Below are 14,605 nucleotides of genomic sequence, written 5' to 3'. Positions count from 1 at the left end.
CCACCTGCGGCACAACGGGTACGTCCGTACGGTCGATGTAGTGCACAAGAAGTGGCGGTGGCTGGCAGTGGTGCTCGGCATCGCCGTGCTCGTCGCCACGCCCTCGGTGATCGAGCGCTTGCCCGTCGACGCGTCGGACATCGGTGCGGCCGAACTGCTCTCCCGCGTCCAGTCCTCCACCGCGACCCCGTACTCGGGCTACGCCCAGTCGGTCGGCGGTGTCACCCTGCCGGTCACCGACGGACTCGGCGGGCTACCGGATCTGTTGGGCGACACCACGACCCTGCGTGCCTGGTATCGCAGCCCGGACAGCTGGCGCGTCGACACCGTGCGCCTCGCCGGTGAGCGCGGTCTCTACCGGAGCCCGGCGCGACTGTGGAGTTGGGACTACGAACAGAACACGGCCGTGGTGACCCCGGTCCCCGAGCCCAGTCTGCGCCTGCCTCGCCAAGCCGACCTGCTACCCCCGGAGCTCGGGCAGCGGTTGCTCAGCGAGGCGACCGCCGACGAGGTCACCCGGCTGCCGACCCGTCGGATTGCCGGCCGGGACGCCCCCGGCCTGCGGCTGATTCCCAACGAGCCGCAGAGCACCATCACGGAGGTCGATGTGTGGGCCGACCCAGAGACTGGGCTGCCGCTGCAGGTGGACGTGCTGGGCGACGGGGCCACTCGCCCTATCGTCAGCACCGGATTCCTCGACTTCTCCTCCGCGACCCCCGACGCCGATACCGTCCGTTTCGTCCCACCACCGGGTACCGATGTGCAGCAGCAGGACGGTCTCGACATCGCCTCGTTCGCCGACCGGATCGACTCCGCCCGTCTTCCTTCGACTCTCTCCGGCCTGGGTCTGAGGGACCGCGGCGGCCAGGGTGCGGTGGGAATCTACGGCCGCGGAGTGACGGCGTTGATCGCCGCTCCGCTGCCGCGTCGCGCCGCCCGTGGGCTCGTCGATCAGCTGTGGGCAGCTCCGGGCGCGGTCGTCACCGGCAGCAGCGTCGCTCTGACGATCGGCCCGCTCAACGTCCTGATCACCGAGCCAACCGCCGACCGGCGTCGCTACCTGCTCTCCGGCACCGTCACCGCGGAAACCTTGGCCACCGCCGCCCAGCAGCTCGAAGGAGCAGTCGCATGATCCGCACGACCGGCCTGACCAAGAGCTACGGATCGGTGCAGGCTGTCGACGGCGTGGACCTCGACGTGCGCGCCGGCGACATCTACGGCTTCGTCGGTGCCAACGGCTCCGGCAAGACGACGACCGTGCGGATGTTGCTCGGGCTGGTCCTGGCGACCTCCGGGCAGATGCAGGTGCTCGGCGAGGAAATGCCGCGGCGACGAAGAAACGTGCTGCCGCGGGTGGGGGCGCTGATCGAGAACCCCGCCGCCTACCCCAACCTCTCCGGCCGCCGGAACCTCACACTGCTCGACGCGGCCGGGCCGGGCGGGTCCCGGCGCACCAGGAACGCCCGCGTCGGCGAAGCCCTCGAGCAGGTGGGCCTTGCCGGGGTGGGACGCAGACCGGTCAAGCAGTACTCGCTCGGTATGCGGCAGCGCCTCGGCTTGGCCGCGGCGCTCATGCGCACGCCCGAGCTGCTGATCCTCGACGAGCCGACCAACGGTCTCGACCCACAGGGAATCCTGGAGATTCGAGAATTGCTCCTGGGTCTGCATGCGGCGGGCACCACGGTGTTCCTCTCCAGTCACCTGCTGGCCGAGGTGGAGCAACTGTGCGACCGAGTGGGAGTGCTCGATCGGGGTCGCCTCGTTCTGCAGGATCAGCTCTCCGCGTTCCAGCAGCCCACCGGCCGGGTGCTGGTGGGCACCCCGGACCCGGCCGAGGCCGTCACCGTGCTCTCGGGAGTCCAGAACGCCACCGTGCTCCACCGTGAAGGGCAGCAGCTCGTGATCGAACACCCCGACTCGGCCCTGCTCAATCGACTGCTCGTCGAAGGCGGGGTGCGGGTGAGCGAGCTGACGACGCAGCAGATGAGTCTGGAGCAATCCGTGCTGGCCGTTACCGGCTCGAGTGCCGACCGAATCGACGGTCCCGTCCGCTCCACCCGGACGGAGGTGACCGCATGATCGGCGTCGAGCTGCGCGCGATGCTGAGCCGACCCCGCACCTGGGTCGTCATTCTGCTGCTCAATCTGCTGCCCACCATCGTCGCGGGTCTGCTGGCCCTCACCGACGTCGGTCCGCGCCCCGGCGAAGGCCCTGCGTTTCTGTCCGCGGTGCTCACCAACGGCCAGCTCTATCCGCTCGCCGCGCTCGCCATCGTGCTGCCGTTGTTCCTGCCCGTCGCCGTCTCCGTCATCGCAGGCGATTCCGTTGCCGGTGAGGCTCAGGCCGGCACCCTGCGCTACCTGCTCGCCCGCCCGGTGGGACGCACCAAGCTACTGGTGGCGAAGCTGATCTCGGTGGCCGCCTTCGTGATGCTGGCCGTGGTCATCGTGGCCGCTGTCGCGTACTTCGTCGGTACGACGCTGTTCGACACCACGTCGTTGGCCGGCGTCTCCAGCGTGTCCGGCACGGTGCTGACCGATCAACAGGTCGCCGCGCGCACCGTCATCGCCGTGCTCTACGTGACCATGTCCATGCTCGGAGTCGCCGCCATGGGCCTGTTCCTGTCGACCCTGACCGACTCCCCGCTCGCCGCGACATTGGGCGCGTTGGCGTTCCTCATCGCGAGCTCGCTGCTGCTGACGCTGGACGCCGCCGACGCCATCGCGCCGTACCTACCGACGCGATACTGGTTGGCTTTCGTCGACCTGTTCCGCGACCCGGTGCCGACGCGGGACCTGATGCGCGGCGTCGGTGTGCAGGGCGTCTACGTCGTCGTTCTTCTCGGCGCGGCGTGGGCGAACTTCACCACCAAGGACATCACGAGCTGAGACGGCTGCAATCACCTGCGCCGAGCTGGGTGGTGGAGTCGCCGTCCAACTGGGCAGAGACCATCGCGCCGACCAGAGGATCGCGGGGCAGGTTCCCGTGATCGACGGTCGAGTCCGCACACACGCTCTGGACAGGGATGTTGACGGCCCCGTCGAGTTCGGCCGACGTCGGCGGGGTCACCACCTGATCCAACTCGGTCCAGATCGACACCCATTGCGGCCCCTCCGGGGTCTCGTCCCCGGAGTTCAGGGCGGCGAACACGGAACTGTCCGGGGCGAGCTGCTGACAGGCGGTGGCGCACTGGTCGGGCACGAACTGGGCCGCCAGAGCCGCCACCTGAGTGCCGTGGTGCGGGGAGCCGAGAGTGACGATGCGTCGGGCCTGCTCGGCACCGCCCAGGTCGGCGGCCCAGAGCCGGGCCACCACCCCACCGGCGGAATACCCGACGACGTCGACCGAAGTCGCTCCCGTCCGAACCAGAGCCGCGTCGACGGCGTCGCGCAGGGTCTGCGCCTGCACGGTCAGATCGCCGACGCCACCGTCGGGCAGAGCTACGACGGTGGCGTCGCGACCGTCCTCCCGTAGTTCGGCCGCGAGCACCTCCAGCGAGTCGGTGGATCCGCCGAACCCGGGGATCAGCAGCACCGGGCCGGGAACGGACTGGTCGACGCTGGCGACGGGGTCGTTCGCGGGGCGTGATGCGACGAAGGCCGCCACAGCCGCGACGATCCCGACCAGAACGAGAGCGAGTAAGACGAACACGAGACGACGGCGAGCCGGGGCGAGGGAGGCGAACACTCTGTCCAGTGTGCCTGCAGATCACGCCTGATCGCGGACCACCGGAGGAACGAGCACGAACTTCCCCACGTGGTCCCTCTCCAGGAAGCGCTGCTGCGCGGCCGCGATCTGCTCGAGCGGAAACGACTCGGCCAACAAGGGACGAATCTCACCGGCTTCGATGTACGACACGAGGTTCGGAAACACGTCCTCGTCCCACGCTGTGCAGCCAAGGAGAGTCAGGTCGTTCAGGTACATCGTCCGTAGATCCAACGCGACGACGGGTCCTGCGATCGCGCCGGAGGACACGTATGTTCCCCCACGAACGAGGACGTCGAGCAAAGGGCCGAAACCGTCGCCCGCGACATTGTCGATCACCACATCGACGCTGCGCTTGCCGAGGGCGTCCACCACGTCGACATCGCGCCCGTACACCTCGTGGACGCCGAGTTCGCGGAGCTGGTCGTGCTTGGTAGGGCTCGCGACGCCGATCACGCGGGCACCGCGTCGAACAGCCAGTTGCACTGCGGCAGAACCGACTCCGCCCGACGCGCCGGTGATGAGCACTGTCGACCCTCGATGCACTCCCGCGCGAGCGATCATGTTCTCCGCCGTGCCGTAGGCACACGGAATGGTCGCCAGCTCGGCGTCGGTCCACCCACAGTCGACCGCGAAGATCTCGCTCGCCGGAACGACGACGAACTGCGCGAACGCGCCGTCCATGTCCGAACCCAACCAGCGCGTCTCGCCCGACGAGAAGCCGTCGACACGCATGCACGGTCGAACCAGGACTCGGCTACCGACGATGGATTCGTCCGTCCCGGGACTCGCACACACCAGACCGCAGCAGTCCGTGCCCTGAATCAGCGGAAACGGCGTCGCGTCGTTCCACCCGCCGTCCGCGTACCAGCCCACGCGTGTGTTGATCTCGGTGTTGTTCATCCCCGCGGCCAACACTCGAACGAGCACCTCACCAGGGCCCGGCACGGGTATCGGCACCTCGGACACGACGAGTTTGTCGTACCCACCGATGCCGGTGGTGACGATGGCTGTCATCAGGTCACCGCTGGCTCTTCCGGTTCGCATGAAGTCATCTTGCAGGACCGACGTCACGAACAGGCCGATGCAGCGCTGGATCGACAACCAAAAAGGCCCCCGACGCGCTGGTGCGTATCGAGGGCCTGCTGGTGGAGCCGCCTAAGAGAATCGAACTCTTGACCTTTTCATTACGAGTGAAATGCTCTACCGACTGAGCTAAGGCGGCGTGCCTTTCGGCGTTGGTGAGTCTAACGGAGCAGCACATCGAAACGAAAATCGCCTCCCGCGACGGGGTCAGCCGGCGAGACCTAGTCCCTCCACCGGCCCACCGAGAAGCGACTTGACGTGCCTGGTCACAGCGTCGGCGAGCACTTCGTTCTCCCCTGCCTCGACGGCGTCGAGCACCTGGCGTACTACATCGCGTGGGTCGTTCTTCGGGACATCCAGCTCGGCGATCATGTCGGTGTCGGTGTACCCCAGATGCACCCCGACGACGAGGGTTCCCTGCGGCGCAAGCTCGAGCCGAAGCGAGTTGGTGACCGACCAGATCGCCGCCTTGGACGCCCCGTACGCGCCTGCGCCGCCGAGCCAGGACAGCACCGAGTGGATGTCGACGAGCGCGCCGCCGCCGTTGGCCTTCAGGATCGGCGCGAATTCCTGAGCGATTCGCAGCGCGCCGAACACGTTGGTCTCGAACACTGCGCGAACGTCGTCGATCGACGTCGTCAGCAACGGTGTCGTTCCGGGAGCACCGGCGTTGTTGAACACGATCGACACGTCGGACGCGATATCACCAAGCGCTGCAACGGAATCAGCTTCGGCAACATCGAGGGCAACCGGCACCACCCGAGGATCGGAGTCCTCGCGCGGGTTCCTCGCCGTTGCGTAGACCTTCGCGGCCCCACGCTCGAGCAACGCGTCGACCGTCGCTCTGCCCAGGCCGCGCTGACCGCCGGTCACCAACACCGTTGCTCCTTGAATCGACACCATGAAGTTCACCCTTCGAGACAGAGGTCAATTGCTTTTGATTCTGTCATTCATAGTTGACCGCTTCGACATAGTCAAATAGTGTTCACCTATGTCGCCGACACCCACCGAGCGCTTCCACCTCGCTTCTGCACCCGATGGGCTGCACGTCGTCCAGGATCTGCTGAATACGCGCGCCATCGCCCCCTACGGACTACCCGACCTCATCGCCGACGGTGAAACCGCATCGACTACCTGGGGGACGACGCTCTCGGACGAGGATGCAGCGGCGCTACGGACATTGCGATCCGACGTGGAAGCGGCCATCGCAGGCGACATGGCCGCACGGCCGGCCGTTCGAGTCGAACTCGTAGCGGACGCCGACGGCAGCGTCCGGCTCGCGCCCACCGGCACCGGGGCCGATTACATCGCGTCACAGATCTGGGCGGAAATACTGCTCGCCCAGCAATCGGGTACCTGGCCCCGGCTCAAGAGATGCAAGAACGAGGCGTGCGGATCGGCGTTCTACGACCGCTCCCGCAACAACAGCGGCGTCTGGCACGACGTGAAGACCTGCGGCAACGTGGCCAATCTCCGCGCCTCGCGGGCGCGCAAGAAAGCGCAGACCTAGCGGAGCACGTCGCCCAGCGTCGCCACCATCGCATAGATCGCGAACTTGGGTTTTGCATTGACTGCCAACGACTCTCGGCATTCGAGGATCGCCTCGATGCTCTTCAGCAGCGCCTCGGGCAAGACGGCCTTCGCCATGCGCTCGACCTGCTCGGCCATGTCGGGATGGGTTGCCGTGGCGGTCGATCCGTACGAGCGAGCGAGCGCATCTCGATACAGGCCCACCAGATCCATCAGCGCGCGATCGAGTGAATCGCGACCGGTCCTGGTGGCACGCGACTTCTGCCGCTTCTCGAGATCCTTGAGCACCCCGGCCGAGCCGCGCAGCGCACCCGCCGCGCCCTTGCCTGTACCGCCCGCACCCAGAGCCGTACGCAATTCCTCGGTTTCGGCCTCGTCGCGCGAGGCACTCATCTCCTTGGCCTCATCCTCGGCCGCCTTCACCAACTCCTCGGCCGCGAGGTACGCCTGATTGGGCCGAGCTGCAGCCGACGCCAGCGCCAGGGCACGTTTGCGACGCGCCCGCGCATCCTCGTCGGTGGCGAGGCGACGCGCTCTGCCCACGTGACCACCGCTGATCGACGCGGCCCACTCCGCCGTCTCGGCGTCGAGCTTGTCGCGAGTCTGCAGCACCTGCGCGATCGCCGGCACCGTGGGCGTGACCAGCGAGACGTGACGGCACCGCGAGCGCAGAGTCACCGAGATGTCCTGCGGATCGACCGACGGCGCACACAGAAGGAACACCGTCTTGGCCGGCGGCTCCTCGACGACCTTGAGCAACACGTTTCCGGCACCCTCGGTGAGCCGGTCGGCGTCCTCGACCACCACCACCTGCCACAACCCGGTGCTGGGTCGACGCGAGGCGATGGAGACGATGTCTCGCATCTCCTTGGTGCTGATGCTCAACCCCTCGGGCACGACGCGTCGCACATCGCCGTGAGTGCCAGCCATGGTGGTCGAGCAGGCCTGGCAGTGCCCACACCCGGGAGTGCCCTCGGTGGTGCACTGCAATGCCGCAGCGAAGCACAGGGCAGCGATGGATCGGCCGGACCCGGGCGGGCCGGTGAACAGCCACGAATGCGTCATCGCCGACGAGTCGACGCCGGTGCGCGCAGCCACCGCAGCGGCCGTCAGATCGGCCTCGACATCTTCCTGACCGACCAATCGATCGAACACACCCGCCATGCACGCAACCCTAGTGGTTGGGGCCGACAACCCGAACCCGCGAACTCGAAGTTACGGCGGCTTTGAACCGTTTTCACATCCATAACTTCGAGCTCGGCGGTTACTCGGTGTCGGTCTTCTTCGCCGGGGCCTTCTTGGCCGGTGACTTCTTCGCGGCAGTGGTCTTGGAGGCAGTGGTCTTGGTGGCCGTCTTCTTGGCAGCAGCTTTCTTTGCCGGAGCCTTCTTCGCTGCGGCCTTCTTGGCCGGAGCCTTCTTGGCGGCAGCCTTCTTCGCCGGTGCCTTCTTCTTCACCGGACCACGAGCACGCCTGTCCGCCAACAACTCCGACGCACGATCGTCGGTGATCGACTCGACCTCGTCGTCCTTGCGCAGGCTGGCGTTGGTCTCGCCGTCGGTGACGTACGGCCCGAAGCGACCGTCCTTGATCACCATCGGCTTCTCACTGATCGGGTCGACGCCCAGCTCGCGCAGCGGCGGCTTGGCTTCGCCCTGACGACCCCGACGCTTGGGCTCGGCGTAGATCTTCAGCGCCTCTTCCAAGGTGACGGTGAACATCTGATCCTCGTCGGCGAGCGAGCGAGAGTCGGTGCCCTTCTTCAGGTACGGGCCGTAGCGACCGTTCTGCGCAAGGATCTCTTCCTTCGACTCCGGATCGACTCCGACGACGCGAGGCAGCGAGAGCAGCTTGAGCGCATCCTCGAGCGTGATGGTCGCCAGGTCCATGGACTTGAGCAGAGAACCGGTGCGCGGCTTGGGGCCGGTCGCCTTCTTCGCAGCCGCCTTCTTGGCCGGAGCTTTCTTGGCCGCCGCCTTCTTCACCGCGGTCTTGACTCCGCCGCCACCGTCACCGTCGTTGCCGGACGGCACCGGGACGATATCGGGCTCGGGGGGCGTGGGTTCGGGTTCCGGCTCGGGCAGGATCTCGGTGACGTATGGCCCGAAACGGCCTTCCTTCGCGACGATGTCGTGACCGGTCAGCGGATCGACACCGAGCTTGCGCCCCTCTTGCGGTGTGGCGAAAAGCTTTTCGGCGAAGTCGATCGTCAACTCGTCCGGCGGAAGATCGTCGGGCAGGTTGGCGCGCTGGCTGATCGGATCGCCGTCCGGATCGTCATCGTTCTTGACCATGCGCTCGAGGTACGGACCGTAACGGCCCACGCGCACATGGATTTCGCGACCCTCGGAGTCGTCGAACAGACGGATGGAGTTGATGGTGCGGGCGTCGATCTCTTCGAGATTCTGGCCGACCATCTTCTTCAGGCCACCGGAGCGAGCCACCGAGCCCTCGGCACCGGTGTCGCCGCCGAAGTAGAAGCTCTGCAGCCAATTGCCGCGTCGCTCACGGCCTCCCGCGATGGCGTCGAGGTCGTCCTCCATGCCTGCGGTGAAGTCGAAGTCCACCAGACGCCCGAAGTGCGCCTCCAACAACGCAACCACCGAGAACGCCACCCACGACGGCACCAGTGCACTGCCGCGCTTGTAGACGTAACCGCGGTCGAGAATGGTCTTGATGATCGACGAATACGTCGACGGCCGACCGATGCCCAGTTCCTCGAGCGTCTTGATGAGCGACGCCTCGGTGAAACGCGCGGGCGGGTTTGTGGTGTGACCGTCGGGATCGAGCTGGGTGGCGGTGACGGCCTGACCCTGAACCAGTGCGGGCAAACGTGATTCGGCGTCGTCGGACTGTCCGCCGGCCTGATCGTCGACGCTCTCCACGTAGGCCTTGAGGAAGCCGGCGAACGTGATGGTGCGCCCCGAAGCGGAGAACGTGCACTCCTCGCCGGTTCCGACCGTTCCGGTGATGCGCAGTGTCAGCGTGGTGCCGCGCACGTCGGCCATCTGCGACGCGACCGTGCGCTGCCAGATCAGCTCGTAGAGGCGGAATTCGTCGGTCTGCAGGGCCGAGTGCAACTGACCGGGCGTCTGGAAGACATCACCGGACGGGCGGATGGCCTCGTGGGCTTCCTGCGCGTTCTTGACTTTGCGGGTGTACTGACGCGGCGAGGGATGGACGTACTCCGGTCCGTAGAGCTCGGTCGCCTGGGTTCGTGCCGCCGAGATCGCCGACGCGGAGAGCGTCGTCGAGTCGGTACGCATGTAGGTGATGTAGCCGTTCTCGTACAGCCGCTGCGCGACACGCATGGTGCGCTCGGAGCTGAAGCGCAACTTGCGGGCGGCTTCCTGCTGCAGCGTCGACGTCATGAACGGCGGGTACGGCTTGCGGGTGTACGGCTTGTCCTCGGCGGACGCGACTGTCAGATCGACGCCTTCGAGAGCCTCGGCGAGGCGTCGGGCACGGGGTTCGTCCAGGACGGTCACCGCGTCGGACTTGAGCTTGCCGTCGGCCCCGAAGTCGCGTCCGGCGGCGACGCGATTGCCGTCGACATTGACCAGACGGGCACCGAAACTGCGCGGCGCGGCCTCGGCTCCGGCGTCGAGCGTGGCGGAGATGTCCCAGTACTCGGCACTGCGGAAAGCCATCCGCTCGCGCTCACGCTGGACGACGATGCGGGTGGCGACGGACTGCACGCGGCCGGCCGAGAGCTTCGGCATGACCTTCTTCCACAGCACCGGGCTGACCTCGTAGCCGTAGAGACGGTCGAGGATACGACGGGTCTCCTGGGCGTCGACCAGGTCTTGGTCCAGGTCGCGAGTATCGGCCGCAGCGGCGAGGATGGCCGGCTTGGTGATCTCGTGGAACACCATGCGTCGAACGGGGATCTTGGGGTTCAGGGTCTCGAGGAGATGCCAGGCGATGGCCTCACCCTCGCGGTCGGGGTCAGTGGCGAGATAGAGCTCGTCGGCGTCTTTGAGCAGGCTTTTCAGCTCTGCGACCTTGCCCTTCTTCTCGGGCGAGACGACGTACAGGGCCTCGAAGTCGTGGTCGACGTCCACGCCGAGCCGCGCCCAGGGCTCACCCTTGTACTTGGCGGGAACGTCCGCGGCACCGCGGGGAAGGTCGCGAATATGGCCGACGGAGGCCTCGACGACGTAGTTGCTCCCGAGGTACGGGGCGATCTTCTTTGCCTTGGTCGGAGACTCGACGATGACCAGACGACGTGGCTCGGCGGAGCTGTCCCCCGTGCCGTTGTTACGTGCTGCCACCTTGCTGCCGAACCTTCCCTAGTGCGTTTTCACAGGCAGATTTGCCTGTCCCACTACTAACAGACTGACATACGTCGGCCAAATACTCGCAGATCAGTCACAGATCGTCCTACTCGGCGCGGGGCCAATTGGTACGTGCGTCCACGTTCCGTGGAGCCTCGCCGACGTTCTCGGTGAGGCGCAACAGCCGACGTCGACCGGTGATTCTGAGGCCCGGATTGGATCCACGCGTGCCGATGAGCGTCGGCGCGATACCCGCGCGCATCAGCGACTGAGCGAGAACGGCGTGAGTCTCCGGCGCATGGGGATCCAGGCCGAGCACGTACCGCTCCCCCTCCGCCTCGGGACGACCCGACGCGAGCACCCAGGCGCGCAGTTCGCGAGAACCCGGTACCCAACCGGGCGGGACGGCTTTGACAGCGCCCTTGGTCCACAGAGACGCCAACGCGGACAGTTCGGGCACCGATGCGGTACGCACCAGTGGCCTGTCCTCTTCCGATCGACCGAGCTCCGGCGTCAGACCGCATTGCTCGATGAGTTCGGCGATGGCATCCGCGCGCCACTGCGCGTCGACAACGACGGAGATTCGGGCCGCACCCGCGGAGGTGACGACATGGCCGGTTGCAGCCAGCAGCCCACTGAGATCGGTCACCGCGGGCGGCAACGACTCGGCGGAGAAGAAGGACAGCTGGTTCACAGCATGGACATTAGGACATCGACGCCCGCGCTCACTGTTTTCGACGCTCCCCGGTGGTTCGCGGAAACGAAACATCCCCCTTTTCCACCGGACTTGTACGACCGATGAAAAAGGGGGATGACGGTTCTCGTCTCCGAAAAGAAGAGAATCAGACTGCGCGAACGCCCGTTGCCTGAGGACCCTTGGTGCCCTGGCCGACCTCGAACTCGACGCGCTGGTTCTCCTCGAGGGTGCGGAAGCCGCTGCCCTGAATCTCGGAGTAATGGACGAAGACGTCAGCGGAGCCGTCTTCTGGTGCGATGAATCCAAAGCCCTTTTCGGCGTTGAACCACTTCACAGTTCCCTGAGCCATGCTTTTCCTTCTCTTTCTAACACCGGATTCGATGGAGCGCACTTTCGGTCCATCGGGCCGGTTCCGACCGCTGCACTTTCCAACAATCCCCCACAGGATTCCCCCTGACGGACGAGCTCTTCCAGTACCGCGCCCGCAACGATAGATCCTGCGAGCGTAGAACGAACACAGAAGCTGCGACCGGCTCAAGTGAACCATGAGATTCGCGTTCGCAACAGTCGAAAGTCGACCGTTTTCGAACATTTTGTCCGTGTTGTCGAAACGGACAACCTCGGACAGGTGAAAAGCAGCTTTCACCAGGGCGCGAAGGAGCCCAGCAGGGTCCGCGCTAGCATGGGGATCCCAGGTCGCGAAGAGCCCGACGGCACTTGTAGATCGAACGAATGCATGGAGACCGGCAGTGAGCGAGGAACATCCGCACGGCGGTGCGGATGCCGGGAGTTACGGGCAGCGGTTGCTGGATCGAGTGTTGGCTGGATCGCCCGCGAGCGAAAGCCCGTTGACCCACGTCGCCGAACTGCCGGCACGGGCCTCGCAGTTCGCCTCCTGGCCGTCGTGGGTGGGCCCGGAAGTGGTGCAGGTGATCACCTCTCGTGGGATCTCACAACCGTGGACGCATCAGGCACAGGCGGCAACACTCGCGGCCGAAGGCAATCATGTGGTGCTCTCGACGAGCACCGCTTCGGGTAAATCGCTGGCGTATCAACTCCCGATTCTGACGACACTGTCCGCCGATGCCCGAGCAACCGCGCTGTATCTGGCCCCCACCAAGGCCCTCGGTGCCGATCAGCTACGCACCACGATCTCGATCACCGACGAGTTACGTTCGGTGTCAGACGAACTCGCCGAGGTGTTCCCCAGCGCGTACGACGGCGACACCCCGATCGAGATACGTCAGTGGGCCCGCGCCAATGCGCGGTGGATCTTCACCAACCCCGACATGCTGCATCTAGGCATCCTCGGCTCGCACGAGCGGTGGTCGCGGTTCCTCCGCAATCTCCGTTACGTGGTGGTGGACGAATGCCATTACTACCGCGGCGTTTTCGGATCCAATGTGGCATTGGTGCTACGGCGGTTGCGACGCCTCTGCGCACGGTACGGAGCATCGCCGGTATTCGTTCTGGCCAGTGCGACGACATCCGAACCGGGGCGAGCAGCCGGTCGCCTCATCGGAGCGCCGTGCGCGGAAGTCACCGAAGACGGATCCCCACACGGAGCCCGCACCGTCGCACTGTGGGAACCGCCGCTGCTCAAGGAGATCACCGGCGAAAATGGCGCTCCGGTAAGGAAGTCCGCGGGCGCGGAAGCGTCGCGCATCATGGCCGATCTACTGGTGGAGGGCGCGCGAACTCTGGCATTCGTGCGGTCCAGGCGCGGAGCCGAGGTGACCGCGCTGGGTACCCAGAGAATTCTCGCCGACGTCGATCCGCAATTGGTACGACGCGTCGCCGCCTATCGCGCAGGGTATTTGGCCGAGGATCGGCGCAAACTCGAATCCCATCTGTCCGACGGCACCCTGCTCGGCGTCGCCACCACCAATGCGCTCGAACTGGGCGTGGACATCGCCGGTTTGGACGCGGTGATCGTCGCCGGCTTCCCCGGCACCGTCGCGTCGTTCTGGCAGCAGGGCGGCCGGGCCGGACGACGCGGGGAGGGCTCGCTGCTGGTGCTGGTGGCGCGCGACGATCCACTCGACACGTATCTGGTGCATCACCCGGCGGCTCTGCTGGACAAGCCCGTCGAGGCCACCGTCACCGATCCCACCAACCCCTACATTCTGGCTCCGCAATTGCTCTGCGCCGCAGTCGAACTACCGATCACGTTGGCCGAGGCCGAGTCGTTGAGCGCTGAATCGGTACTCGAGGAACTCGAGCTGAAGGGCTACGTGCGCAGGCGTCCGCACGGGTGGTTCATCACGCCCGAGGGTCAGCAACTCTCACCGCACGGTGCGGTGAACATTCGCGGCGGCACCGGTGTGCAGGTAGCCATCGTCGACGGCGAGTCCGGCCGCATGCTGGGCACCGTGGACGGCGGTAGAGCTCCTGCCACCGCCCACCCCGGTGCCGTCCACATTCACCAGGGCGAGTCATTCGTGGTCGACGAACTCGATCTCGATGCCGGACTCGCACTGGTGCACGCCGAGCAGCCCGAGTGGAACACCTCGGCCCGCGAGATCACCGACATCTCGATCACCGCGGTGCACGAATCCGTCGATTACGGCGAGGCACGCGTCGCGCTGGTGCAGGTGAACGTGACGCATCAGGTCGTCGGATATCTGCGACGCTTGCTCTCCGGCGAGGTACTCGATTCGATCGAACTCGACATGCCCGCACAGACACTCGACACTCGAGCCGTCATGTACACCATCACCCCGGAGTTGTTGGAGCACAGCGGTGTTCCGTACGAACGATTCCCCGGATCGCTGCACGCAGCAGAACACGCCGCCATCGGGTTGCTGCCCCTGGTCGCGACCTGTGATCGCTGGGACATCGGTGGAGTCTCGACGGCCCTGCACCCCGACACCGGCCTGCCGACCGTCTTCGTCTACGACGGATACGACGGCGGAGCGGGATTCGCCGATCGCGGTCACGTGGCCATCGCCGATTGGCTCACCGCTACGAAAGACGCCATCGTCTCGTGCGAATGCCAAACCGGTTGCCCGTCCTGTGTGCAATCACCCAAATGCGGAAACGGCAACGATCCCTTGGACAAAGACGGTGCCGTTCGAGTGTTGACCGCAGTGTTGGCGGCCATCACTCGTGAGGGGTGATCGGCCGCCTCAGATCGGCCGCAAACGCGCGCGCACTTGCTGAACGCGCGCAAAATTGCGACCAGAACGGGGCCAATCCGCGCGCACCTGACGAACGCGCGCGCGTTTGCAAGCTCGAGGCGAGGCGCGCTGTCACCCGGATCCGGTGCAGAGCCCTGGCGAATCTCCAGCCCACCGCCGACTCGACTGTGA

General features: G+C 66.1%; 12 protein-coding genes, 1 tRNA gene and 1 pseudogene. 5 read left to right on the top strand and 9 right to left on the bottom strand.

Annotated features, from left to right (window positions below; all coding sequences use genetic code 11):
- Window positions 1–40: 40 nt before the first annotated feature.
- The 3 genes from AYK61_RS19770 to AYK61_RS19760 are packed head-to-tail and all read left to right on the top strand — an operon-like array spanning window position 41 to window position 2,888.
- Window positions 41–1,132, top strand: coding sequence for a transcriptional regulator (locus tag AYK61_RS19770; protein WP_121872069.1), 1,092 nt, complete (start codon window positions 41–43; stop codon window positions 1,130–1,132).
- Window positions 1,129–2,079 (top strand): ABC transporter ATP-binding protein, encoded by a 951-nt coding sequence (locus AYK61_RS19765; RefSeq protein ID WP_121872068.1) that lies wholly within the window; start codon window positions 1,129–1,131, stop codon window positions 2,077–2,079. Before AYK61_RS19770 ends, AYK61_RS19765 begins: the two co-directional genes overlap by 4 nt.
- A complete protein-coding gene (locus tag AYK61_RS19760) occupies window positions 2,076–2,888 on the top strand; it encodes an ABC transporter permease (RefSeq protein WP_121872067.1) in 813 nt (270 codons plus the stop codon). The genes AYK61_RS19765 and AYK61_RS19760 overlap by 4 nt, the downstream gene beginning before the upstream one ends.
- Here AYK61_RS19760 and AYK61_RS19755 read toward each other — a convergent pair.
- The 4 genes from AYK61_RS19755 to AYK61_RS19740 form a co-directional block, all read right to left on the bottom strand.
- Window positions 2,878–3,687, bottom strand: coding sequence for a triacylglycerol lipase (locus tag AYK61_RS19755; protein WP_121872066.1), 810 nt, complete (start codon window positions 3,685–3,687; stop codon window positions 2,878–2,880). The two genes, AYK61_RS19760 and AYK61_RS19755, sit on opposite strands and share 11 nt — an antisense overlap.
- Before the next feature lie 21 nt (window positions 3,688–3,708).
- Complete coding sequence (locus AYK61_RS19750; protein ID WP_220709133.1) at window positions 3,709–4,752, bottom strand: zinc-binding dehydrogenase; 1,044 nt, start codon at window positions 4,750–4,752, stop codon at window positions 3,709–3,711.
- 102 nt (window positions 4,753–4,854) lie between these two features.
- Window positions 4,855–4,930: transfer RNA gene (locus tag AYK61_RS19745), tRNA-Thr, on the bottom strand.
- A 68-nt stretch (window positions 4,931–4,998) separates the two neighbouring features.
- Window positions 4,999–5,694 (bottom strand): SDR family oxidoreductase, encoded by a 696-nt coding sequence (locus AYK61_RS19740; RefSeq protein WP_121872928.1) that lies wholly within the window; start codon window positions 5,692–5,694, stop codon window positions 4,999–5,001.
- 88 nt (window positions 5,695–5,782) lie between these two features.
- On the opposite strand from AYK61_RS19740, the gene AYK61_RS19735 reads away from it, so the two are divergent.
- Window positions 5,783–6,301: a CGNR zinc finger domain-containing protein gene (locus AYK61_RS19735; RefSeq protein ID WP_121872065.1), complete on the top strand. Its 519-nt coding sequence runs from the start codon at window positions 5,783–5,785 to the stop codon at window positions 6,299–6,301.
- Here AYK61_RS19735 and AYK61_RS19730 read toward each other — a convergent pair.
- The 5 genes and pseudogenes from AYK61_RS19730 to AYK61_RS19715 all read right to left on the bottom strand — a co-directional run bounded on the left by AYK61_RS19730 (window position 6,298) and on the right by AYK61_RS19715 (window position 11,643).
- Window positions 6,298–7,434 carry a DNA polymerase III subunit delta' gene (locus AYK61_RS19730; protein WP_397485500.1) on the bottom strand — a complete coding sequence of 379 codons (1,137 nt, stop codon included), beginning with the start codon at window positions 7,432–7,434 and terminating at the stop codon, window positions 6,298–6,300. The two genes, AYK61_RS19735 and AYK61_RS19730, sit on opposite strands and share 4 nt — an antisense overlap.
- Window positions 7,431–7,469 (bottom strand): annotated as a pseudogene (locus AYK61_RS28300) (hypothetical protein). Before AYK61_RS28300 ends, AYK61_RS19730 begins: the two are co-directional and overlap by 4 nt.
- 116 nt (window positions 7,470–7,585) lie before the next feature.
- A complete protein-coding gene (topA, locus tag AYK61_RS19725; RefSeq protein WP_121872063.1) occupies window positions 7,586–10,594 on the bottom strand; it encodes a type I DNA topoisomerase in 3,009 nt (1,002 codons plus the stop codon).
- Between the two features lie 109 nt (window positions 10,595–10,703).
- Window positions 10,704–11,291: a hypothetical protein gene (locus tag AYK61_RS19720; protein WP_121872062.1), complete on the bottom strand. Its 588-nt coding sequence runs from the start codon at window positions 11,289–11,291 to the stop codon at window positions 10,704–10,706.
- Between the two features lie 148 nt (window positions 11,292–11,439).
- Window positions 11,440–11,643, bottom strand: a complete 204-nt coding sequence (locus AYK61_RS19715; RefSeq protein WP_005248460.1) for a cold-shock protein — start codon at window positions 11,641–11,643, stop codon at window positions 11,440–11,442.
- Window positions 11,644–12,043: 400 nt separating this feature from the next.
- On the opposite strand from AYK61_RS19715, the gene AYK61_RS19710 reads away from it, so the two are divergent.
- Entirely contained in the window at window positions 12,044–14,413 is a 2,370-nt protein-coding gene (locus AYK61_RS19710; RefSeq protein ID WP_121872061.1) for a DEAD/DEAH box helicase, read from the top strand.
- Window positions 14,414–14,605: the final 192 nt, after the last annotated feature.

The sequence above is a fragment of the Rhodococcus sp. SBT000017 genome (genome assembly GCF_003688915.1).
Taxonomy (GTDB): Bacteria; Actinomycetota; Actinomycetes; order Mycobacteriales; family Mycobacteriaceae; genus Rhodococcoides.
Note: the sequence above shows the minus strand (reverse complement) of the source record. Positions and strands in the feature narration are given on the sequence as shown.

Excerpts from the sequence above, each read along its gene's own strand:
- AYK61_RS19765 (WP_121872068.1), top strand. The coding sequence starts at position 1,129 with ATGATCCGCACGACCGGCCTGACCAAGAGCTACGGATCGGTGCAGGCT.
- AYK61_RS19760 (WP_121872067.1), top strand. The coding sequence starts at position 2,076 with ATGATCGGCGTCGAGCTGCGCGCGATGCTGAGCCGACCCCGCACCTGG.
- AYK61_RS19750 (WP_220709133.1), bottom strand. The coding sequence starts at position 4,752 with ATGCGAACCGGAAGAGCCAGCGGTGACCTGATGACAGCCATCGTCACC.
- AYK61_RS19740 (WP_121872928.1), bottom strand. The coding sequence starts at position 5,694 with ATGGTGTCGATTCAAGGAGCAACGGTGTTGGTGACCGGCGGTCAGCGC.
- AYK61_RS19735 (WP_121872065.1), top strand. The coding sequence starts at position 5,783 with ATGTCGCCGACACCCACCGAGCGCTTCCACCTCGCTTCTGCACCCGAT.
- AYK61_RS19715 (WP_005248460.1), bottom strand. The coding sequence starts at position 11,643 with ATGGCTCAGGGAACTGTGAAGTGGTTCAACGCCGAAAAGGGCTTTGGA.